Source organism: Blautia sp. AM28-27 (genome assembly GCF_003480905.1).
GTDB classification, from domain to species: domain Bacteria; phylum Bacillota; class Clostridia; order Lachnospirales; family Lachnospiraceae; genus Fusicatenibacter; species Fusicatenibacter saccharivorans.
Genome location: NZ_QUJK01000002.1, coordinates 169296 through 192342, shown reverse-complemented (window position 1 = coordinate 192342; position 23047 = coordinate 169296). Strand labels below are relative to the sequence as shown.

The following is a 23047-nucleotide window of genomic DNA, read 5'->3' as shown; positions in this document are numbered from 1 at the left end:
GAACGCATACTGTATGCGGTTCCGTCCTGTCCCCAGTGAAGGAGAATCTTTTATGGCTTCCAAACAGAAAATTCTGATCGTCGATGACGATAACAATATCGCAGAACTGATTTCTCTCTATCTGACCAAGGAATGCTATGACACAAAAATTGTAAACGATGGAGAAGAGGCTGTCCGGGAGTTTCACTCCTTCCAGCCGAACCTGATTCTGCTCGACCTGATGCTGCCCGGCATGGACGGCTACCAGGTCTGCCGCGAAATCCGGCACGATTCCGATGTTCCGATCATCATGCTCTCGGCAAAGGGCGAGGTGTTCGACAAAGTCCTCGGCCTGGAACTCGGCGCGGATGACTACATCATCAAACCATTTGATTCCAAGGAACTCGTTGCCCGTGTGAAAGCAGTGCTGCGGAGATTTCAGCCATCACGCACGATCCCGGTGTCCGCGACCGCAGGAAAATGTGTCGAGTACCCGGATCTTATCATCAACCAGACGAACTATTCCGTCATTTACCAGGGCCGCACCGTCGATATGCCGCCGAAGGAACTGGAGCTTCTCTACTTCCTTGCTTCCTCACCAAACCAGGTCTTTACGCGAGAACAGCTCCTCGACCATATCTGGGGCTATGAGTACATCGGCGATACCCGCACGGTAGACGTTCATATCAAACGTCTCCGCGAAAAAATCAAGGACCATGCCTCCTGGGCCATCACGACGGTCTGGGGCATCGGTTACAAGTTTGAGGTTAAAAAATAATGCGACGCACGCTTTACCGGAAATTAATTCTCATTTATGTCATTCTCGCCATTGCCGGCTTTACGCTGATCTCAACGGTCGGCTCCCGCATGGTGGAGGACAGTCTGGTCTCCAGCGCGAGCACCAGTCTGTACCGGGAGGCCACGCAGATCGCTTCCAAACAGGGCGACCTTTATTACCACAGTGAGCGTTCCCTGACGGATCTTTACAATTCGCTCAGTGCACTGGCTTCCTATCACAATTCCCAGATCTGGCTCATCAGCGCAGACGGGGAAATTCTGCTGAACACGGCAGCTGCACTCGATGAGGAAAACCCGGAGATCATCGACGGTTTTGATCCGGTTGCGCTCGGCAGCGAGTATTACAGCACGGGAACGTTTTTCGGCTATTTCGAAGACAAGATGCTGAGCGTCATGGTTCCCGTCACCTCCGATTTCCGGATCAATGGCTATGTCGCCATCCACCTTCCGCTGCAGGACGTCTATCAGCAGAGGGAAAGTCTGCTGGCACGGATTGATTTTCTGTTCCTGCTCGTGTTCGGACTCTCGTTTGTGATTCTGATCTTTTTCTCCCTCGTCGTGTACCGGCCGCTGAAAAAGATCATCAACGGTGCAAAGGAGTATGCCTCCGGCAACCTGACCCACAAAATTGATGTTAAATCTCACGATGAGATGGGGTATCTCGCTTCCACGCTGAACTACATGTCCGGCGAGCTGAACAAGACCGGCGAATACCAGCGGAAATTTGTGGCGAACGTCTCTCACGACTTCCGCTCACCGCTGACCTCGATCAAAGGCTACGTGGAGGCAATCCTAGACGGAACGATTCCGCCGGAAATGCAGGAAAAATATCTGAAAATCGTTCTGTTTGAGACAGAACGGCTGCACAAGCTGACGCAGAGCCTGCTGACGCTGAACGACATCGACGATAAAGGGAATATGCTCGATCTGACCTCGTTTGACATCAACGCCGTCATCAAGGATACCGCCGCTTCGTTTGAGGGAACCTGCACAAAAAAACGGATTTCCATTTCACTGATCCTCGCATCGCGCACCTTATACGTCTGCGCCGATATGGGAAAAATCCAGCAGGTGCTGTACAATCTCATTGATAATGCAATCAAATTCAGCAACAACGATTCCACCATCACAGTTGAGACAACGGAGAAGCACGGTAAAGTCTTCGTCTCCGTCAAGGACACCGGCTGCGGCATTCCAAAGGCAAGCATCACGAAAATCTGGGAGCGCTTCTACAAGCTCGACGCCTCCCGCGGCAAGGACCGCAAAGGAACGGGACTTGGGCTTTCAATCGTCAAAGAGATCATCACTGCGCATAACCAGAATATCAATGTCATCAGTACAGAGGGCGTTGGTACCGAATTTATCTTTACACTCGCCAAAGGCGAAGCACCAAAATAAGCCCCTCCGCCGAGGGGCTTTTTTGCCAGACATATCAAACTAACTCTGGAGGTAATTTTCACTATGAACCCAAACACCATTGATTCCATCATCAAACAACTCATTGCATCCCACACCACCATTTCCACCATGGAAAGCTGCACTTCCGGCCTGATCGCCTCCCTGATCACCGACACCGAAGGCGCCTCCGCCATTTTCCCCGGCGGCTACGTCACGTATCTGAACGAAACCAAAGTCCTCGTCGGCGTCGACCCTTCCGTCATCGAAATCCACGGCGTCTACTCCCCCGAATGCGCCGAAGCCATGGCCCGCACAGTACAAGAAAACCTGCACACCGCCATCGCCATCGGAATCACCGGCACAACCGGAAATCTCGACCCCAACAACGCTGACAGCGTACAGGGCGTCGTCTACTTCTGTATTTTATACAAAGCCCAAGCCCACACCTTCACCTTCCAGACCAACGTCTCCGGCATGACCCGCCACGAAATCAAACGGCTTTACGCAGAGCAGGTCTTTGCCGAATTGGAAATGATCTTAACTTCTTCCTTATAAAAAGAATGCAGCTCCGTCTACGATCACCAGAGTCCCGTCCGTCTACCTCCACTCATGCGTCCGCAAATGCCCCGCGAGCTGCATATGGTCAAAGCTATTCTGCCGCAGTGCCTCGTACAGTACGATCGCCACGGAATTTGAAAGGTTCAGCGACCGAATATCATTAATCATCGGAATCCGCACCGCCGTCTCCTGATTATCGTACAGAATATCCTCCGGAATCCCCGCGCTTTCCTTTCCGAACATGATAAAGCAGTCCTCTTCATACTGCACATCCACATACGTCTGCGGCCCCTTCGTCGTCGCATAGTAAATCTTCGCCCCCGGATTTTTCTCCAGAAAATCCTCGTAACTCTCATACACTGTCACATCCAGCTTCGACCAGTAATCCAGCCCCGCGCGCCTGACCGCCTTGTCCGAAATATCAAACCCCAGCGGCTTAATCAGATGCAGCCTCGTCCCCGTCGCCACACACGTCCGTCCGATATTACCTGTATTTGCTGGAATCTCCGGCTCATGAAGAACAATATTCAAATATGCCATTTTACCAATCACTCCTGTCGTATATTTAAGCCTTATCTGCCAACCCGGTACATCTCATCCATCTGCGGCTTATCCAGATACCGGACCTCTTCCCCGTTCCGGAGAATCCTCTCCTTCCCGGATGTCGTCCGCCCAATCACCGCCGATGGAATCCCTTCGAGTGCCATTTTCTGCACCAGCCCCTCGCCGTCCGCCGCCGCAATCAGCAGCGCCCCCGTCGAAAGCATCTGATACGGATTCACCCCGAAAAATTCACAGATCTCCACCGTCTCCTGCTGGATCGGAATCCTCTTCAGCGCCACATCAAGCCCGATACCCGCGCCGTCCGCCATCTCCCAGAGCGCCCCGAAAATTCCGCCCTCCGAGAGATCCTGCATCGCAGCCGCACCGTGCTCGATCGCAATCTCCGCCTCACGGCAGACAGAGTAATCCTCCGAAAAATCCGCCGCCCCATGGATAAATCCCGGAGAAAATCTCGTCAGAAGCTCATCCCTTCTTGTCTTTGCCAGATAAGACACCGCGCCAAGCGCAATCCCCTTCGTCACGACAAGATCCAAATCCGCTGTCACACACGACGGATCAAACAGCCCCGCACGCGTTGTCCCGCCTGCCGCCGTCACGGTAAGCACCGGATACAAAACCCCGTCCGTCACCTCCGTATGCCCGCCGATCACCGCAGTTCCATACCGCACACACGCACCGTCAACCGCCCGCATCAGCTCCTTTAAATCCTTTTCTTCCATCGCCTCCGGCAGCATCAGCGACACCAGCACTCCTTTTGCCGATGCCCCCGCCGCGGCCACACTGTTGCACACCCGGCAGACCGCGAGCACCGCGTCCTCCGGATCCTTCACCAGCACCGGCGCACACGAAAACACCAGCGTCTCCTTTTCTCCTGCAAATGCCGATACCCCACGTCCGACCGCCGGCCCTGCTGCGTCCTCTCTTTTCTGCCCCAGCATCTTAAACACCGAGCGCACCAGCACGCTCTGCTGTAATTTACCCTTTCGCATCCCTCGTCCTCCTCGAACTTCCTGTTTCAAACGAAAAAGCAGACGTCATGTTCTTACGCAACGAAACAGCAAGTGTTTCACTGCTAAGTGAACAGTAACCAGAAAACGCCTAGTCCTCATCGTCCTCCGTTTTCTCTGTATCGCTGCTGTCTTCCTTCTTCTCCGAAGAACTCGATGACGAACTGCTCTGGCTGTATTTCGCTGCAACTTCCTTTGCTTTTGCAAGATCATTTGCCGCAATCGCCGCCTGCATTTCCGCACGCGCCGCTGCATTGTCCGTCTTTGTTCCCACGGTATAGACATCCGATGTCATGCGGTAAGTGCTGGAATTCACCTGCTCCTTCGTCTCATTTCCATTGTCATTCACAATCTTCCACAGCCGCGCCGTCGAACCCTGATAGCCGTACGATGTCTGTTCAATTGTTCCAAACGATGCATTCGCATCTTCCGTCAGGCTCGGCGTCGGATCCTCCGTGTTTGTCGTCTCACTCTCATAGCGGACCGTGCGGTTCGGATCTCTCGTCTCATGGCCGTAGATGGCAAAATGCAGGGTGCTTCCGTCCGCGCTCGCCTCAATATAAATCGGCGCATCCGTATTGTTGATGAATTTCAGGTCTTTCAATCCCTCTGCAATCGCCGCATCCATCGACGGATCCACATAGTGGACAATCATGGAATGGCTGTACCGCTCCGTCACCTCAAGCTCTGCTTTTAAGACAGCAACATAGAGCGTTGTGGAAACCTGGCAGATACCGCCGCCGTACGAATCGACGACCTTGCCCATCTCATACGATGCTGCCAGTGCATAACCATTTTCCGCATCAAACGGCACAACGACCGCCTCTACGGAAAATTCCTCGCCCGGCTGTACCAGCGTTCCGTTAATCTTCTCTGCGCCGACTGCGACATTCTGTTTTCTGCCGCTCGTACCGTTGCCATACTCCGTCGTACCCTCGCCGAGCAGATCTTTGACAAGTGCAAGCTGCTCCGAATTACCGCCTGCCGGTGTTTCTTCTGTTACCAGTTCTACGCCGCCGATGCCGCCCCGCCAGCTTGTCGTCAGGTAATTGACAACCTTCGCCGTGGACTCATCCACGTTGACGCTGCATCCGGTCTGACCCGGATTGACGATAAATTCGCCGTTTTCGCGGGTCAGCGTTGCATCTGTTGCCTCGCGGTTCAGCACGGCTGTGTTGTTTTCTACCGCCTGGCGCGCTGCCTCGCCATCGACTGTATATTTCAGGGAAAACGTCACCGTCTCTCCATTTTTGAGCCGGTTCTGTGTCAGGAACCGCTTCAGTACATTGCCTTCCTGCCCGATTGTGACGGCTTCTCTTGCCACCTCCGGGTTGGCACAGGAAAGTCCGAGATCCCCTGCTGTCACCTGTGCATTCTGCTCTCCGGCAAACAGGTTGATAACCGAGGGTTTTAACTGTTCAATTTTGTCGTTTACTGCCTGTGTGATCTGCTCTTCGGTCATACCGCCGACGGAAATGTCTTCTACATAGATTCCGTCCAGCGCTGTCCGGTCATCCGCTTTGACTGGTTCTGCCAGAAAGCAGAATGCGAATGCGATAAGCATCACCAGCAGGCCTCTCATTTTTCTGCTGTTTTTCATACTGTGCCTCTTCTTGATCCGTTTCCCATTTCACTCTGTCTTTTACAGAATCTCTTTACACCAGCCATAAAAGTGCTGGAAGAACCATACCAAGCACCATAACCACTGCAAGAATCAATGCCAGTATCTTTGCTGCATTTCTCTTCTTTGCCAGCGGATCTTTCTTCTTTTTCTGTGCCTCTGTCGGGGCTTTTCGATTGACTTTACTACTCATCGTTCCATCCTTTCTTTTTCTCTTCTATTTTTTCTCAGTTCTCTGTCGTTTTTCCATTCTTCCATGTGCCAGAATAATCTGATCGATCATGCGGGATGCACGGCTTTTTGTGAGTGCTCCCCACTCCGGTTCGAGATCCAGCTCATGGTACCGAATCAGATCCGCCAGATATTTTTTCTGTGCCTCCGTCGCCGGAACCTCACGTTTCATTTTGGCCTTCAGAGGCGCTGCGGCAAACCATTCCGGGTGATCTTCCGAAAATCCTTCTTCCAGTTTTCGGAACAGTGCCAGCGTTTCCAGCACATCGTCCATTGCACGGTGTGCGTGTTCCCGCGGGATCTGATAGTAGCCGCAGAGTGCTTCAAGGCTTCTGCTCTCCAGATCCGGGAGGGCTTTCCGTGCAATTTTCAACGTATCCCACGCTTCTTTTTCAAAGTCCAGACGGGCATTTATCGCTGCCTGCTTGATGAAGCTGTAATCGAACAGAATATTGTGCCCCAGAAGCGGCAGGCCGCCGCAGAAATCCAGAAAGCCGCGGACAGCAGTCTCCACATCGGGCGCATTCGCAATCATCTCATCCCGGATTCCGGTGAGTTCCGTGATCCGCTCCGGCACTTTTCTGCCCGGATTGACGAAAGTCTCATACGATGCCGTGACCTCTCCGCCCTGCACTTTTACTGCACCGATCTCCAGAATCTGGTCTTCCTTTACAGAAAGACCCGTTGTCTCAAGATCGAGCACTACAAAATCTTGTATTTTCATCTTTTATTACCTTTTCTAGTATCTCATGTTCTTTTGAAATGTCAAGCGTAAAAAAGCTCACTGCAGTCGATCATCTCCGCATTTCCCGTCAGCGGATCGCGCTTCTGATAATCAAACAGGAGTACCGTACGCGCCTTTTCCCCGTTTCCGAGCACATCGTAATCAAAAACTTCCACATGCGTCATGCGCTGCAGCTGCTTCCAATCGTATGTCGTATACGATGGCAGAAGCGTTCTCGTTTCGGCTTCTTTCTGATAAAAGTCACGCGACTCGTTTTTCCATTCGGACGGATCTTTTGCAAAGCGCGGCCGTGTCTTCATATTTTCACGCGCATACAGATCGAGCACCATCATCTGACGGAAGAATGCTTCGTCCTGCTGTTTTTCGTCCTGCAAAAACCCGAGCAGAATTTCATACCGCTGAATCCGGTTATGTGCCGCCTCACTGTAGCCCTTTGCCCGGTAGAAATCGCCGAGCTCCTGGAAGAAATCGAACGGGTTCTCATACAGACGCTCGATCATCGGCAGTGTGTGGACGAACTGGCCGCTGTTGTAGTAGACTTCCACCATCTCCTCCACGTCTTTGAGCTTCAGCACATCGTCATACGGCAGCCATTTCGTGTACAGTACCTCATATGGTTCGCGCTCCTGATAATGACAGTCATATTCCTCGGTATGCTCATACATGAAAGAACCGCGCAGCACTTTCAAAAATCCCAGCTGTAACTGCTGCGGACGCAGTGCATAGACATCCGCAAACGAACGGCGGAAACTGTCATAATCCTCATACGGCAGGCCCGCGATCAGGTCGAGATGCTGATGGATGTTTCTTCCCTTCGCAATCCGGTTTACAATCTCTGTGACTCTTCCAAAATCCATCTTCCGGTGGATCGCCTTGATCGTCTGCGGATTCGTAGACTGAACGCCGATCTCAAGCTGTACCAGCCCCGGGCGCAGGGTATTTAAGAGTTCCAGTTCCTCCTCAGTAATCAGATCAGCGGCAATCTCAAAGTGGAAATTCGTCACGCCGTTGTCATGCTCCGCAATGAATTTCCAGATCGCCATTGCATGGTCTTTCTTGCAGTTGAACGTACGGTCCACAAATTTGACCTGCGGTACTTTCTGTTCCAGGAAAAAGGCGAGTTCCTTTTTGACCAGATCCAGATTTCGGAACCGAAGCCGCTTATCAATAGAAGAAAGACAGTAACTGCATGAAAACGGGCAACCGCGGCTTGACTCATAATAAATGATGCGGTTCTCGAATTTTTTCAGATTCGCATACGGAAAATCCACCTCGGACAGATCCATGACCGGACGCCACGGGTTGCTTTTGATGGCTCCTTCTGCATCACGGTATGTAATGCCGTGGATCTCTTCAAGCGTTTTCCCCTCCGTGCCGTTCTCCTGATTCTGGTAATACACTGCCAGTTCACGGAAGGTAATTTCGCCCTCACCCTTCATGATTCCGTCAAGGAACGGATACTGCTCCAGCATCTCCTCCGCGTGGTACGACACCTCCGGCCCGCCAAGCCAGATCTTCGTTTCCGGGCTGATTTTGTGATATTCTGTAATCAAATCTTCCACAATAGATATGTTCCAGATATAACACGACACACAGACGACATCCGCATGCGCCAGAAACAGACTCCGCAGCATGGAATCTTTTGACTGGTTGATCGTAAACTCACGGATCTCCGGGAACACACCGGCTTTCTCCGCGCTCGCCTGCAGCGTGTAAACTGCGAGATTGGAATGAATATATTTTGCGTTGACCGCAGTCAGAATCATTTTCATACTATTTTTACCATTTCTCCTTTGTTCCTCTCTGTACTCTCGGAGCCTTTCTGTGCTTGATTTTGAGAGATGATTTTTGCAGAAAGATTCCGAGAGTACATCTCTTTGCATATCTTTTATACTACCACATTCTCGAACGAAAATACACCGCCATTCCTCCAAAAGCACAATTTTTTCGCGATTTTCGATAAAACAGTTGCAATTTTCGCGAATCCATGTTATATTAACAGAGGTTTCCAACAGGAAATCAAAATGCCCAGATAGCTCAGTTGGTAGAGCAGAGGACTGAAAATCCTCGTGTCGCTGGTTCGATTCCGGCTCTGGGCATTTTTTGCTGCACAAAAGCAGGATTCACATTTTTTTGCCACAGCAAAATCTGGCAGAATCTCCTGTCTCCCTATCGCAAAAAAACTCTGCACCGCATCCCCGGAAATTCCCGGATGGATACGGTACAGAGTTTTTTTCATCGCATAACTGCCCAAGAAAGCTTTTCGTTTTTACAGATTTTTGATGACCTCCCATGCTTCATCATCAAATTTTCTATCTCTGAAATAGTACTGTTTATCTTCTTCGGTAATCTTCCGAATGACTTTACACGGATTTCCTGCTGCAATCGACCAGTCCGGAATGTCCTTTGTTACAACACTTCCGCCGCCGATAACAACGTTATCTCCGATATGTACGCCTGGTAAAATAACGGTATTTCCGCCAATCCAGACATTATCTCCGATGGTAACTTCAATGCCGTATTCATACGCACTGTTTCTTGCCGCCGGATGCACCGGATGACCTGCAGTATAGATGGCAACGTTCGGCGCCATCTGGCAGTTGTCTCCGATTTTTACCTTTGCCACATCGAGAATGGTGCAGTTATAATTTGCAAAGAAATTTTTTCCAACCTCAATATGAAAGCCATAGTCACAGTAAAATGGCGGATTGACAAATGCACCCTCGGATTTTCCAAACAGTTCTTTTACAATGGCTGCGATTCCGTCAAAATCCGAACGGTCGATGGTGTTCAGTTTCTGCGTCAGTCTTCTCGCATTCATCTGCTGCTCCATGACCTCTGCATCGGAAATGTACGGTAACTGTCTGTCTCTTCTCTCTACGTTTTTCATTATTCTGTATCCTCCCTGGTAATATTATTCACCCACTGATATTTTTTATAGTGTCTGTATACGCCAGGAAGCTTAATCATTTCATCCAGATTCAGCAGGAAATAAACGACCATGACCGTTGTTCCGATCGTAATCGCCGCATAAAAGAGATTCAGGACAAAAGAAATCTGTGTGGCAAGCGAAACTGCAGACAGGGAATTCTGGTCCAGCGTACCGACCATTAACGCATCGGACGCACTTACCAGTGCATTCATCAGATTCTGTACAACCATCGGGATCAGCAGTGCAAGAAGTTTCCGGTAGAATTCTGGATCTTTTTTCTTGATTTCCCTCTGATTTTTCATTTCTTTTTCCTTTTTTCTGTTTTATTCCATACACGTATATGTTATAATCATATTATCTTAGGTTTTGCGTTTTTTCTACGACAATATTCCTTATTTTTTATAATAATTGTACTTTTTCACGGAGGTTTTTATGATGAATGACCCAATTACAAAAGTCATGCAGGACGCATCCGAGATCGTCCGCTACGATGAAGTCGGCATTCCGCTTTATATCCGGGAAGGACTGCTTTCTTCCTATCCAGATCACCGGGCGCTCTGCCACTGGCATGAGGATATCGAATGGGTACAGATCCGCTCCGGTCAGATGAACTACTATATCAATGGAAAAAGAGTCCTTTTAAACGCCGGGGAGGCGATTATCGTCAATTCCCGCCAGATGCACTACGGATATTCTGAAAACGGCCAGGAATGTGACTTTATCTGTATCCTGTGCCATCCGAAAATCCTCACCGCGAACAGCGTTCTGTACCAGTCTTATATTACGCCGGTTCTTTCGAATCCGGCTCTGGAATATCTTCATCTGAAGCCGGAAAATCCGGAAGATGCAAAAGCGCTGCAGACCCTCCCGGAAATTCTCCGGCTGAAGAAGGAACAGCCAACCGCCTACGAAATCGAGGCTGCTGCTCTGCTTTCCCTTTTGTGGTGCCGTCTTTTGCGCACGCATCCGATGATGCCGGACGGCAACACCGCCGTCTCACAGGATCCAGATCTTCTGATCCAGCGCGATATGGTTTCCTATATTTACAGCCACTACAGTGAATCCATCAATCTGGAAGAGATCGCCGCCGCCGGAAAAGTCTGCCGCAATAAATGCTGTCAGATTTTCCGCCGCTATCTTTGCCAGAGCCCGATTGATTTTCTGAATCATTACCGTCTGGAAGTGAGCTGTCATCTGCTAAACACAACCAAAATGTCCATCGCGGAAATCTGTACCGCATGCGGTTTCAATCATCAGAGCTATTATTCCAAAATCTTTCTGCGTACTTACCATTGTACGCCGAGAGATTTCCGGAAACGCGCAGAAGTCCTGCCAACATAACCGGATTTTTTTCTGTACACGTTTTTTTGTTAAAAAAAAGGAAGAATTTTGCTAGACATTTTTCCGATCCCTGTTATAATAAAATCACAAAGGTGTTGCGCTAAACCTAACCAAAACACTATATTTTCCATTTATTTTACAAGGAGGATGACATGGTAAAAAAATTTGTCTACGGAACCCCATTTGAAACCGAAGCTGTTGTAAAAGAGATCCCCTCTTCCGAAGGAAACCCGGATTACGGTACCTTCTCCACCGAGAACGGCTTCTCCTTCACCACAAAACTTACTGACGATGACATGGTATTCGGACTTGGCGAAGCCAACCGCGGTATCAACAAACGCGGCTTTCTTTACATCAGTGACTGCGCTGATGATCCAAACCACGTAGAGAGCAAAACCTCTCTGTATGCAGCACACAACTTCATCATCATCTCCGGCAAGACACACGTAGGATTCTTCTTCGATTATCCGGGCACCCTGCGTTTCGATATCGGCTACACAACTTCCGATACGATGACCGTTTCCTGCGAAAACGCAGATCTCTACGTTTACATGATCACCGGTGATTCCGATCTTGATATCGTAAAACAGTTCCGCGGCATCATCGGACGCAGCTACATTGCTCCGAAGTTTGCTTTCGGTTACGGTCAGAGCCGCTGGGGCTACAAAACAGAGGATGATTTCCGCACGGTAGTGAAAAAATACCGCGAAAACCATGTGCCGCTCGATATGGTTTACATGGATATTGACTACATGCAGGATTACAAGGACTTCACCGTAAATGAAGAACGTTTCCCGGATTTCGAGGGCTTTGTACAGGATATGAAAAAAGAAAAGATCCATCTCGTTCCGATCATCGATGCCGGTGTGAAAGTCGAAGAGGGTTATGACATTTACGAAGAGGGCTGTGAAAAGGGCTACTTCTGCCGCCGTGAGGATGGCTCCTACTTCGAAGCTACTGTATGGCCAGGCTGGACTCATTTCCCGGATGTCTTAAATGCAGATGCCAGAAAATGGTTTGGTGACAAATACGATGTTCTCGTTTCCAAGGGAATCGATGCCTTCTGGAATGACATGAACGAGCCATCCATCTTCTATTCCCAGGAAGGCCTTGCTGATTTCAAGGAGACTGCAAAGAAATATGTGGAAGGTGACCCGGAGGTTCCGCACTACATGGTAGGCGGAAAGCTTCAGGCACTGGCAAACAACCATGAGGACTATAAACGCTTCTATCACAACGTAAACGGCGAACAGGTCCGCCATGACAAGGTACACAATCTGTTTGGCTACAACATGACACGTTCTGCCGGTGAAGCTTTTGAACGAATTTCCCCGGATAAGCGAATCCTGATGTTCTCCCGTTCTTCCTACATCGGCATGCACCGTTACGGCGGAATCTGGACCGGAGACAACTGCTCGTGGTGGTCACACATCCTGCTGAACCTGAAGATGATGCCGTCCCTCAACATGTGCGGTTTCCTCTATACCGGAGCCGACCTCGGCGGATTCGGTGCAAATACCACAAGAGACCTGCTGCTCCGCTGGCTGGCACTTGGTGTTTTCACTCCTCTGATGAGAAACCATGCTGCACTCGGAACACGTGAGCAGGAACCTTACCAGTTTGAGCATATCGAGGACTTCCGCAACGTCATCGGCGTCCGCTACCGCCTCGTTCCGTATCTGTACAGCGAGTACATGAAGGCTGCTTTAAACGACGATATGTACTTCAAACCGCTTGCCTTCGTTTATCCGGACGACAAACTGGCAAGAAATACAGAAGATCAGTTGATGATCGGTAATGAGATCATGATCGCACCGGTTTACACCCAGAATGCCATCGGCCGTTATGTATATCTGCCGGAAGAAATGATGTTTGTAAAATTCCTCGGCAATGGAAACATGTTCCAGGAGGTTCTTCCGAAAGGTATCCACTACGTAGAAGTTGCCCTGAATGAGGTTCCTCTCTTCATCCGCAAAGGCTGCGCAATCCCGGTTGCCGATTTTGCAGAATCCGTACCGGATATCAAAGAGGAAAGCATCCGCATGGTCGGATACGAAGGCGCTTCCTATGAGCGTTATACCGATGACGGAGTTTCCCGTATCTGATACAGAAAACAGTTTTTGAATCATCTCCCCCTTTGCAGGAGCTTCCCGGAGCCATCAGGTTCCGGAAGCTCCTGCAGTTTTTTCACGCAAAAAGGCGGGAACCCTCTATGTTTCTCCGGGTTCCCGCCTTTTTTCTTTTCGCTTTATTCTGTTTTCGGCAGCCGCACCTCTACGACGGCTCCGTAATTTTCATCCATATTGGAGCACGTAATGCTCGCCCGTTCGCCGTACATCAGCGCCAGGCGGCGTTTTATATTGGAGATGCCGACATGGTGACGGCCGTGGTAGATGATAGGCGTGTCGTTTTCGATTGCATCCAGTGCCTCTTTCGAAAATCCGTTTCCGGTGTCGGAAATACAGATGTAGAGGTACTCACCGTCCTCGTACGTCTCGTTTGTGAGATATAGGGAAATCTCACTCTTCCGGTCCAGGGATACACCGTGTACTACGGAGTTTTCCACCAGTGTCTGCAGCAGAAGAGACGGAACCTTCCATTCTCCGATATCACCATCCGTCGTTGCTTCAAAGGAAAAGGCTTCTTCTCCGTACCGCAGCTTCTGGATGCGGATATATGCCTCAATGTGTTCCAGCTCTTCCTCCACATCGCGCTGCTTCTTGGAATCCTGGAAAATGTAGCGCATATAGTCGGACAGCACCGTTGTGATCTCAACGATCTCGCCTTCGTTATTCTTATCCGCAATGCCATGGATCAGGCTCAGGCAGTTCAGAAAGAAGTGTGGCTTGATCTGTTCCTGCGTGTATTCCAGCTCGGCTTTCTGTTCGGCAAGCTCTTTTTCGTAGATCGCAATTTTCAATCCCTGTATTTTCCGCAGCAGTTCCTTGAATTTGCCGCTCACAGACTCCAGCTCTAACAGATTGTTGCTTCCATCGTCATTCAGACTCTGCTCTTTTTCCAGCTCCTCCAGTTTTTGTCCGAATTTTTCCAGCGGTACCAGAATCCGGTGGTAATATGCTGTAATTTCCAATGCGCAGACAATCAGAAGAACCGCGATCAGGACGACAAATGCAATCTGCATAATCAGTACATTCTCAAGAATACCTCCTCCCGGCAGAACCATAAGATTGATTTTTCCGACCGTGCCAAGCTGGTAGGAATAGACCGTCGCATTTTTCTTCTTCTTTCCCGCTTTGGAAAAATCGATAATCTCATTTTTATATTTTTCCGACGTATCTGCCTGCGTCATGACACGGCCTCTGGCATCCACCATAAACGGAATGACATCATACTCCTCTGTTTTGGCGCGGATGGTTCGGAAAATCAGGTTCAGATTGATGACACAGCCGATAACTTTTTTGTTTTTCGCGTACCAGCCTACAATATAGTCGTCGTCGCCAAACGTAATCACAGTCCATTGTGTGCTGATCGAATCCTTTGATGTCATAATCTGCAGATATGACATCAGCATCTGATTCAGCGTTGTCATTCCCTTACTCTCGGTAAACATAGTTCCACTGTCCGTAATCAGAACATTGGCTTTCTGACCGTAGACGAAGAAGGTCTGTACCTCATGGTAACGGATTTTCAGCACACGGTTTCGCTCCCGCAGCGTCTGCTCCATTTCATAATACTGAGCATCTGTCGATGTTATCTGATCCGGGATTTCTTTGATGTTGCTGTCAGAATCCAGCAGATAGATCAGTTCACTGTTGATCTGCGACATATCACGGTTGATCTGATCGACATAGAGCTTTGCCGTATCGGCAATATATTTATCTGCCAGCTTGCGGTTTTCCCAAACGCCCCAGAGCAGGCAGACAACAAGCCCCATCAGGACCAGAAAAACCGGAGTTCCAAGCCGCAGGGACGTATCCTTCAAACTGCGTATTCGAACGCTGCGCAGCATCCTTCGTTTTCCTTTCTGCCAGAGATTCATAAGCGCATCCACCCCTCCTTTTTTCTGTCTGCAGAGCGACTGCCGGACGCCGCACCTTACCGCGCAGCTCCGGCAGTCATTTTACACTCACAGAATATATTTGCAGCTATGTTCTTTGTAACACAGCCCATTATATCACATTTTTTCGCTTTGTGCATGCAAAGTCCGTGTTTCACATGGTGAGAACAGGATTCTTTGTTGCCGTTCGCCTGCTACCGGTGAGCGGTAACATTCTCTTATTCAGAGAAAATGTTCAGCAGCTTTTCTGCATCCGCTCCTTCTTTTACGAATACCGGAATAGTATCCAGCGGTGCAGCAACCGTTACGTTCTGTCCTCCCTCATACTTTTCTCCGGTCCATGCGTTAAACCATGCTGTTCCATCCGGGAGATAAACCTCGCGCTCCGTTACGTGATCCTCCATCACAGGTGCAACATAGAGATCCGGTCCGAACAGATAAGCATCCTCCACATTCCAGCTTTCCTGATCTGTCGGGAAATCATAGAAAACAGGCCGCATCATCGGAGTTCCGTCCTCATGTGCTTTCTTCATCTGTGTCCGGATATAATCTCTCAGGCGCTCACGCAGGAAAATATATTTCTTTGAAATTTCATATGCCTTATCGCCAAAACTCCAGATCTCATTATCGCTGCCGGAGCCGATCTGCTCTGCACCGTAGCCCTCCTGTGGATTGCGGTTTCCATGCAGACGCATGACAGGACAGAAGCATCCGTACTCAAACCAGCGGATGTACAGACGATGGAAATCCGGGTCGTCGGTTCTGGCGCCGTGGAAACCGCCAATATCGGTGGTCCACCACGGAATACCGGCAATCGCCATGTTAAGCCCTGCCTGTACCTGGCGCCGGAAGCACTCGAAGGTACTTACAATATCGCCTGACCATACGAGCGCACCATATTTCGCGCTGCCTGCCCAGGCAGAACGGATCAGGCTGATTGGCATAGTATCGCCTTCTGCCGTCATGCCATCATAGAACGCTTTCAGATAATATTTCGGATAAATATTTCCGACCTCCTGTACGCTTCCGAGCTGATAGCGGTAGTTCTTGAAATCGTAAACGCTGTATTCCGGCTCTGCCACATCCAGCCAGAAGAGTTTTGCACCCTGATCGTAATAATTTTTCTTGATTTTTTCCCAGACATACGTTCTTGCATCCGGGTTGGTTGCATCGAAGAAGACTTCATTTCCACCGCAGAGCATCGTCAGCGGTACACCGTGCTCCGTGCGAACCAGATAGCCCTTCTCTTTCATCTCCTCAAAGTTTTCGGAATAAATATCGACGGTCGGCCATACCGATACAACAACCTGAATTCCCATCTCCTTTAATTCGCGGCACATACCCGGCACATCCGGCCAGTATTTCGGATCAAATTTGAACTCGCCCTGCTTCGTCCAGTGGAAGAAATCGACGACAATCACATCAAGCGGTACACCGAGTTCTTTGTATTTTCTTGCTACAGACAGAAGCTGTTCCTGGTTCCAGTAGCGGAGCTTACACTGCCAGAAGCCCATGCCGTATTCCGGCATCATCGGAGGTTTTCCGGTCAGCGTCATATAATTCTCCTCGATCTCGGCAGGGGTGTCACCTGCAATCACAAGGTAATCAATTTCTTTCCCGGATTCCGTTACCCATTCCGTTCCATTGTTTGCAAACATCACCTGTCCGACGCCCGGATTGTTCCATAAGAAGCCGTAGCCGATACTGGAAAGATAGAACGGAACACTGACCTGTGAGTTTCTCTGTGCCAGCTCCAGCATACAGCCCTTCAGATCCAGCTCATGCTGCTGATACTGTCCCATTCCGAAGATTTTCTCACCTTTTCTTGCTACAAACCGCGCTACAATACGGAAATTATCCCCGACGCCGTTGCTGTACTCGCGTCCCATGATGTTGAGCGGCATGCTTTCCTCATCGCGCAGACGGCGGAAATGCTCCTTTAACAGAACTCTTCCATCCTCATGATAGAACGTAATGACGCTGCCGGAATCGATCACTGCATGAAGCTTTCCATTTGTGATTTTTCCGTAGGAAGTATCCGTTCCCTCATACATATTGGCAAAGGCTCCGCCTTTTGCTGATGGATCCTCAAAGATTTCAACCTCTCCCGCATGCGCGTCCTTTGCTTCCAGCGCCCAGTCACGGCCGGTAAAGCTTCGATTTTTTGTCGCGCGTACACGCAGTGCATCTTTCCCCCACGCTTCGATGCAGACGGTCTCGCCATCGTAGGAATAAATTAACTTACCCTCTTTTTCCAAAAACATGTAAAAATCCTCCTTTTGTCAAAAACGGCAGGTCATTTCTGGCCTGCCGTTTCTCCTGCTGTTTTGCACCTCAGACATTGATCCGCCGGATCAACGCCTGCTTCTTACAGGTAATGTTATTTTCTGTTTATTTTGCCAGATTTTCTTTGTATGCATTGTAAGCATCTGTCTGAATCTGGAGGAACTCGTCAATACCCATAGCTTTCAGCTGATCGATGTAGGAATCCCATTCATCATCGATGCCGCCGTCTACTACCCAGTGTGCATACTGTGCTTCTACATATTTATAGATATCGGTTCCGATTGCCGTGATTCTGGAAAGGTCTTCGTCGGTATACTGAACCATCGGGAATCCGCAGTTTTTCTCAGTATCAACATATTTCTCGTTGATTGCATCGTCTGCCAGTTTGATACCATCACCCTGATCTTCCGGAAGAGAAACTTTGTCATAGAAATCCCCGTTCATGTATTTTGGTCCGAAGTCACGTAAGGAGTTGGACCATGCGGAAGTATCCAGAGAAGATCCATCGCTTGGCACATCTACATTGTAGGTTCCGTCGCCATTGTCTGTGATCTGGCTTCCGATCGTACCATAGAAGGTCTGTAACGATGCAAGATCGGTGTAAAATTCATCCGCCCATTTCAGCAGGGTGTCAGGATCTTTACAGTCTTTGGAGATCATGAGCTCACGGTCGGAGATATCAAGGTAATTGGTTGCTGCTTCTACGTAGTGGTTTCCATCGTAGCCTTCTACTGCCTCAAGGGTCTTAAACTGATTTACGTTCGGGCCAACCTCAGCATCTGCAGTCCATCCAAAGATAAGACCTACCTGAGAACCTCCATCTGCCTGCTGTTTTGCTGTCTTCATGGAGCCATCCTGTGTGAAGTACTCAGGGTCAACAACGCCCTCTTCCCATAACTGACGCATCCATTTTACTGCTTCTTTGTAATTTTCTTCCATCGGCATGAAGACCGGTTTTCCTTCGCCATTCAGTCCCATGTAGTTTCCGTCACGGCTTACCATGGTTCCGAACGGGGAAAGAATGTGGCGCAGATCACCGCTTAACAGTCCGCTGCCTGCTGAATTTGTGATACCGATTTCGTTGGTAGGATCCCCGTCACCATCAGCATCTTCTGTTGCAAATTTAACAAGAACCTCTTCCAGCTCTTTATAGGTCTTCGGTGTTTCCAGTCCTAAGTTATCCAGCCATTCCTGGTTGATGCACATAACATCGCCGCAAACCTTCGGACGAAGCGGAAGCTTCTTCGGTAAGCTGTAGATTCTTCCGTCACGGCTGGTGCAGACTGCTTTCAGTTCCGGATCAGCCTCAAAGGCTGCTTTCAGGTTCGGCATATCTTTTTCGATCAGATCTGTCAGATCCAGGAATGCCGATTTGTTCTGTGCCATATCTGCCTGTGTTAAGCAGATGGAGCCAAGAAATGCATCCGGGAGGTCTCCGGAAGCCAGCAGCAGAGATTTCTGCTCGGACCAGTCACTGTTGTAATAAACCTGCCAGTCGATGTTGATATTCATCTTGTCCTCGATTTCTTTCATGACGCCTTCATGCAGGAAATCGGTCGGCCAGGTATCGGTCCATCTTACCGTTGCAATTTTGTAGGTTGGGCGGTCACTGGTATCTGCTGTATCGCCGGCAGAAGATTCTGTCTTGGCAGAACTTGCTGCAGTGCTTCCACTCGTACTTTCCGCTCCTCCATTACTTCCACATCCTGCAAGCAGTCCGGCTGCCATTGCGGCCGAAAGAGCAACGCTCCAGGCCATTTTCGTTTTCTTTCTCATCATCATCTCTCCTTTATGATTTTTTTATTTGCAATACTTCTCTCCTGTCCGCAGGATCAGCCTTTCAGGGATCCGAGCATAACACCCTGATTGAAGTATTTCTGCACTAACGGGTACATACACATGATCGGCGCGGAGGAAACCACGATGATCGCGTATTTGATAAGATCGGCCATCTGCTTTGCCTCAACGGCTGCAGCGCCGGTACTCATGGCACTCATGGTCTGATTGCCGACCAGAATGCTTCGAAGGACAATCTGCAGCGGCTGCAGACTTTCGCTTCGGATATAAATCAATGCATTAAAGTAGGAGTTCCACTGTCCTACTGCTGCCCACAGGGCAATAACAGCGATAACGGCTTTGGAAAGCGGAAGCACAATCTTGAAGAAGAATCCAAGGTATCCGCATCCATCGAGCTGCGCCGCCTCCCAGAGATCCTCCGGGATACTGTTGTTGAAGAACGTTCGTCCTACGATGATGTAATACGTTACAACGGAGAACGGAACAACCATAACCCAGAAGGTATCCAGCAGATGAAATCTCTGTACTGCCAGGTAGGTCGGGATCAGACCACCGGTGAAGAACATCGGGATCAGATAAAATGCCGTGAAGAATTTTCTTCCATATAAATGCTTTCTGGAAAGCGCGTAGGAAGCCGGAATATTGACAACAATTGTCACAAGTGTTCCCATAATTACGTAAGCAATCGTGTTACGGTAGCCGGTCCACAGCTTTGCATAGCTCGCCAGCTGTTTGTATCCTTTGAAGTTAACTCCTTTCGGAAGGAACATAATCTGTCCGTTGGATACGGCTGCCGGATCACTGAACGATGCAATGATGATGAAGTACATCGGATACAGGGTGATGATGATCAGAAGCACGCCGATCGTATACAGGATGATATCGAAAATCCAGTCTTCTCTGGATTTCTTTACTTTATTTGTTGATACTGCTTTTGCTTTACTCATATTTTTGCTCTCCATTCCTATGTAGGCTCAAAATTCTGTCAGATCAGTGAGGTATCACTCATTTTACTGGAAATGAAGTTGACTGCCAGAAGAAGAATCAGGTTGATAATGTTGTTGAACAGGCCAATTGCAGCGGAAAGGCTGTACTGGCTGCTCACAAGACCCATCTTATACACATAGGTGGAAATGATCTCACTTGAAGTACTGTTCAGTGTATTCTGCAGCAGGTAAACCTTCTCAAATCCAATGCTCATAACGCTTCCCATTCTCATGATAAACATGATGGTTGCCGTCGGCAGCAGAGCCGGAACATCGATGTGGATCATTTTGTGCCATTTGTTGGCACCGTCCATTGTTGCCGCTTCATACAGGGTCGGGTCTACAGAGGAAAGTGTTGCGATATAGAGGATACTGTCCCATCCTACATGCTGCCATGCCTCAGACCATACATAAATGTGCGGGAATGCTTTTGCACTTCCCATCAGGTTCGGGAGCTTGAATCCAAGCAGTCCCACCAGCTTTGCGATAATACCTGTACTCGGGGAGAGAAACAGGATCAGCATTCCGGCCATAACAACGGTGGAGATGAAGTGCGGCAGATAGGTTGATACCTGGAAGAATTTTTTAAACTTCTGTGCCTTCATCTGGTTAACCAGCAGTCCCATGATAACCGGAAGCGGAAATGTTACCGCGATGGTGTAAAGACTGATGATAATTGTGTTTTTAATGGTCAGACCGAACTGATAGGAGTTAAAGTACTGTTTGAAGTATTTCAGTCCAGCCCAGCTGCTTCCCATAATTCCATCCGCAGGTGTAAAGTTTTTAAATGCAATCACAATTCCGTACATCGGATAGTACGTAAACAGTGCAAAAATGATGATGGAAGGAAGCATCAGTAAATATAATGGCCTGCTTCTTCTCACTTCCTCTACAAATCCTATGGAGCTTTTCTTTTTGGTTTTACTATGGTTGGCGCTCACATATCATCCCTTCTTTCCTTTAAATTTTTCGTAACTGTTCAGAGTCCCATCTCGATTTTTCTTCCATTTCGCATGGCTCTGAATCGTTACAATTTTTCTTTTTCATGCTCTCGTTTCAACCGATGAACATATTATACAAAAAAGAGGGGCGTTTTTCTATCATTTTCCGGCAGTCTGTATATTAAAAAAGAGATGTCTTTTCACATCTCTTTTTTAATCAGAACGTTTTTTTGTTATTGACATCGTTTTTTTGTTATTTTTGTCTGCTCCGGTACTCATTTGGTGTACATCCGACCAGCTCCCGGAACGTTTTACTGAAATAAGAAAAATTTCCATAGCCGACTTCCATCGCAATTTTGCTAATCGGAAGCGATGAACCGCGCAAATACTCCTTTGCCCGCTCAATGCGCCGCTCAGCAATATAATTCGGAAGCGACATTCCCGTTGTTTTCATAAAAATTTTGGAAACGTAGTCCTCTGAGAGGAACACTTTTCCTGCAAGCACGGATCTTGAAAGATCCTCGTTCAGATTCTGTTCGATATAGTCTTTTAGCTGCTCCACCACATTGTCACTGCGGGATTCGTTCTTTTTCTGACCTTCCAGCACATCAAACAGATAATCGATGAACGCATGGGCACCTACCACAGAAAGAACCGCCTCTCTCCGTTTCGTTTCATACTCTTCACTGTCAAAAATCTGTCCGAAAACAATATTGCTCTCTTTTAAATAAACATATATATTCTGTATCATTTCTTCAAAAAAACGACTTGTGAAATCTTTTCGCAGACCGCCGCTTTTCTCACGCTTTTTCAGATATTCCTGCAGCTTTTCCCGCACAGCCGCAAGGGAATCGGATCGCTCCATCTCAGCCAGATACGTTTTCCACGGCACTTCCTGATAATCGCGCTCTACGAAAGACCAGCGTGTCTCATACAGAATCCCTGTTTCATCCGGCACTACATACTTTTCCATCTCTTCGAGCTGATCGCGGCTCTTTGAAATCTCATCCAGTACCGCCGGTTTTCCCATGTACATGCAGAATCTTGCCGGAAACGCACCCGCCAGACAGGTCCGCAGTTCTGCCAGTTCCTCCTGCGTTCCCATCGCACTTCCGTGATTTCGCAACACAACTGCCCATTCCAGATCGCTGACATGTACCACGGTTTCCAGTTTCATTTCTGTTGTTTCCACATATTCCGTCAGAACATTTGTAATCACAAAATTATATAAGCTGATCTCCTTTTTATAATGTTCCTTATCCGGAATTTCCAGTACCCGCAGCAGAATCAGACGGAAGGTCTCATCCGGAGTACAATATCCGCTCTTTTTTGCCCTTTCAATCCAATACTCCTCCTGCAGACACTGAACCAGAAGATCCTCCCAGAATTGCTTTTCATTCTCTCCTTTTTTCTCCTGTTTCTTCTGTTTTTGATGTTTTTCCTGCACAATCCCGACAACTCTGCGCAGCGCTGTTTCCAGATCCACATTGGAAATCGGTTTTAACAGATATTCCCTTGATGACAGCTTCAGCGCCATCTGCGCATACGCGAAATTTGCATAGCTGCTCAGGAAGGTACATTCAATATCCAGCTTTTTGTACCGGATCCATTCCAGAAGCTCCAGCCCGTTGCCCTGTGGCATATCAATGTCACACAGCAGCATTTCAATCGGATACTCTTCCAGCAGCTTCTGCGCCTGGCGGATGTTGTTCGCCGTAAATACCATATCAATTCCAATTCCGCTCCAGTTGACGGTTTCTTCCAGCTTTTCCACCAGAAGCTTATCATCATCTACAATCAGAATACTAATCCCCATAGGTAAGCCTCCAATATATTTTTCTTCTT

19 protein-coding genes and 1 tRNA gene are annotated in these 23047 nt (G+C 48.7%); 6 read left to right on the top strand and 14 right to left on the bottom strand.

Translation table 11 applies throughout. The features are described from left to right. The first annotated feature begins 52 nt into the window (after positions 1-52). From DW743_RS05085 to DW743_RS05075, 3 genes are all read left to right on the top strand, one after another. Positions 53-757, top strand: a complete 705-nt coding sequence (locus DW743_RS05085; protein ID WP_022461607.1) for a response regulator transcription factor — start codon at positions 53-55, stop codon at positions 755-757. Next, a complete protein-coding gene (locus DW743_RS05080) occupies positions 757-2175 on the top strand; it encodes a sensor histidine kinase (protein ID WP_022461606.1) in 1419 nt (472 codons plus the stop codon). Before DW743_RS05085 ends, DW743_RS05080 begins: the two co-directional genes overlap by 1 nt. Before the next feature lie 63 nt (positions 2176-2238). Beyond that, complete coding sequence (locus tag DW743_RS05075; RefSeq protein ID WP_117760725.1) at positions 2239-2730, top strand: CinA family protein; 492 nt, start codon at positions 2239-2241, stop codon at positions 2728-2730. Between the two features lie 42 nt (positions 2731-2772). Here the strand turns inward: DW743_RS05075 and trmL are convergent, their stop codons facing one another. The 6 genes from trmL to DW743_RS05050 all read right to left on the bottom strand — a co-directional run bounded on the left by trmL (position 2773) and on the right by DW743_RS05050 (position 8673). Then, positions 2773-3273 carry a tRNA (uridine(34)/cytosine(34)/5-carboxymethylaminomethyluridine(34)-2'-O)-methyltransferase TrmL gene (gene trmL, locus DW743_RS05070; protein WP_117760723.1) on the bottom strand — a complete coding sequence of 167 codons (501 nt, stop codon included), beginning with the start codon at positions 3271-3273 and terminating at the stop codon, positions 2773-2775. Positions 3274-3305: 32 nt separating this feature from the next. Continuing rightward, entirely contained in the window at positions 3306-4286 is a 981-nt protein-coding gene (locus DW743_RS05065; protein WP_117760721.1) for an AIR synthase-related protein, read from the bottom strand. A gap of 109 nt (positions 4287-4395) precedes the next feature. Next, positions 4396-5904: a VanW family protein gene (locus DW743_RS05060; RefSeq protein ID WP_117760719.1), complete on the bottom strand. Its 1509-nt coding sequence runs from the start codon at positions 5902-5904 to the stop codon at positions 4396-4398. A 55-nt stretch (positions 5905-5959) separates the two neighbouring features. Then, the gene (locus tag DW743_RS17920; RefSeq protein ID WP_158565857.1) at positions 5960-6118 is read right to left on the bottom strand and encodes a hypothetical protein; all 159 of its coding nucleotides are present in this window, start codon (positions 6116-6118) and stop codon (positions 5960-5962) included. A 24-nt stretch (positions 6119-6142) separates the two neighbouring features. Continuing rightward, complete coding sequence (locus DW743_RS05055) at positions 6143-6880, bottom strand: 3'-5' exonuclease (protein WP_055220616.1); 738 nt, start codon at positions 6878-6880, stop codon at positions 6143-6145. Between the two features lie 41 nt (positions 6881-6921). Then, positions 6922-8673: a B12-binding domain-containing radical SAM protein gene (locus DW743_RS05050; RefSeq protein WP_117760717.1), complete on the bottom strand. Its 1752-nt coding sequence runs from the start codon at positions 8671-8673 to the stop codon at positions 6922-6924. Between the two features lie 254 nt (positions 8674-8927). Between DW743_RS05050 and DW743_RS05045 the strand changes: the two genes are divergently transcribed. Continuing rightward, positions 8928-9000 (top strand) — tRNA-Phe (locus DW743_RS05045). Between the two features lie 170 nt (positions 9001-9170). On the opposite strand, the gene DW743_RS05040 is transcribed toward DW743_RS05045, so the two are convergent. Further along, positions 9171-9791, bottom strand: coding sequence for a sugar O-acetyltransferase (locus DW743_RS05040; RefSeq protein WP_022462409.1), 621 nt, complete (start codon positions 9789-9791; stop codon positions 9171-9173). Beyond that, positions 9791-10135: an MATE family efflux transporter gene (locus DW743_RS05035; RefSeq protein ID WP_117760715.1), complete on the bottom strand. Its 345-nt coding sequence runs from the start codon at positions 10133-10135 to the stop codon at positions 9791-9793. Before DW743_RS05035 ends, DW743_RS05040 begins: the two co-directional genes overlap by 1 nt. Before the next feature lie 130 nt (positions 10136-10265). Here DW743_RS05035 and DW743_RS05030 point away from each other — a divergent pair, with 130 nt between their 5' ends. Next, positions 10266-11174 carry an AraC family transcriptional regulator gene (locus DW743_RS05030; protein ID WP_117760713.1) on the top strand — a complete coding sequence of 303 codons (909 nt, stop codon included), beginning with the start codon at positions 10266-10268 and terminating at the stop codon, positions 11172-11174. Positions 11175-11326: 152 nt separating this feature from the next. Beyond that, positions 11327-13279, top strand: coding sequence for a glycoside hydrolase family 31 protein (locus DW743_RS05025; protein ID WP_117760711.1), 1953 nt, complete (start codon positions 11327-11329; stop codon positions 13277-13279). Between the two features lie 143 nt (positions 13280-13422). On the opposite strand, the gene DW743_RS05020 is transcribed toward DW743_RS05025, so the two are convergent. From DW743_RS05020 to DW743_RS04995, 6 genes are all read right to left on the bottom strand, one after another. Continuing rightward, on the bottom strand, positions 13423-15174 hold the full coding sequence (locus DW743_RS05020; protein ID WP_117760709.1) for a sensor histidine kinase: 1752 nt from the start codon (positions 15172-15174) through the stop codon (positions 13423-13425). 236 nt (positions 15175-15410) lie between these two features. Continuing rightward, positions 15411-17456 carry a glycoside hydrolase family 31 protein gene (locus tag DW743_RS05015; protein ID WP_117760707.1) on the bottom strand — a complete coding sequence of 682 codons (2046 nt, stop codon included), beginning with the start codon at positions 17454-17456 and terminating at the stop codon, positions 15411-15413. A gap of 127 nt (positions 17457-17583) precedes the next feature. Then, positions 17584-19254: an extracellular solute-binding protein gene (locus DW743_RS05010; protein WP_158568350.1), complete on the bottom strand. Its 1671-nt coding sequence runs from the start codon at positions 19252-19254 to the stop codon at positions 17584-17586. A gap of 56 nt (positions 19255-19310) precedes the next feature. After that, positions 19311-20222 carry a carbohydrate ABC transporter permease gene (locus DW743_RS05005; RefSeq protein WP_117760703.1) on the bottom strand — a complete coding sequence of 304 codons (912 nt, stop codon included), beginning with the start codon at positions 20220-20222 and terminating at the stop codon, positions 19311-19313. 38 nt (positions 20223-20260) lie between these two features. Further along, on the bottom strand, positions 20261-21202 hold the full coding sequence (locus DW743_RS05000) for an ABC transporter permease (protein ID WP_243004542.1): 942 nt from the start codon (positions 21200-21202) through the stop codon (positions 20261-20263). A 253-nt stretch (positions 21203-21455) separates the two neighbouring features. Then, on the bottom strand, positions 21456-23018 hold the full coding sequence (locus tag DW743_RS04995) for a response regulator transcription factor (RefSeq protein WP_117760699.1): 1563 nt from the start codon (positions 23016-23018) through the stop codon (positions 21456-21458). Between the last annotated feature and the right edge of the window lie 29 nt (positions 23019-23047).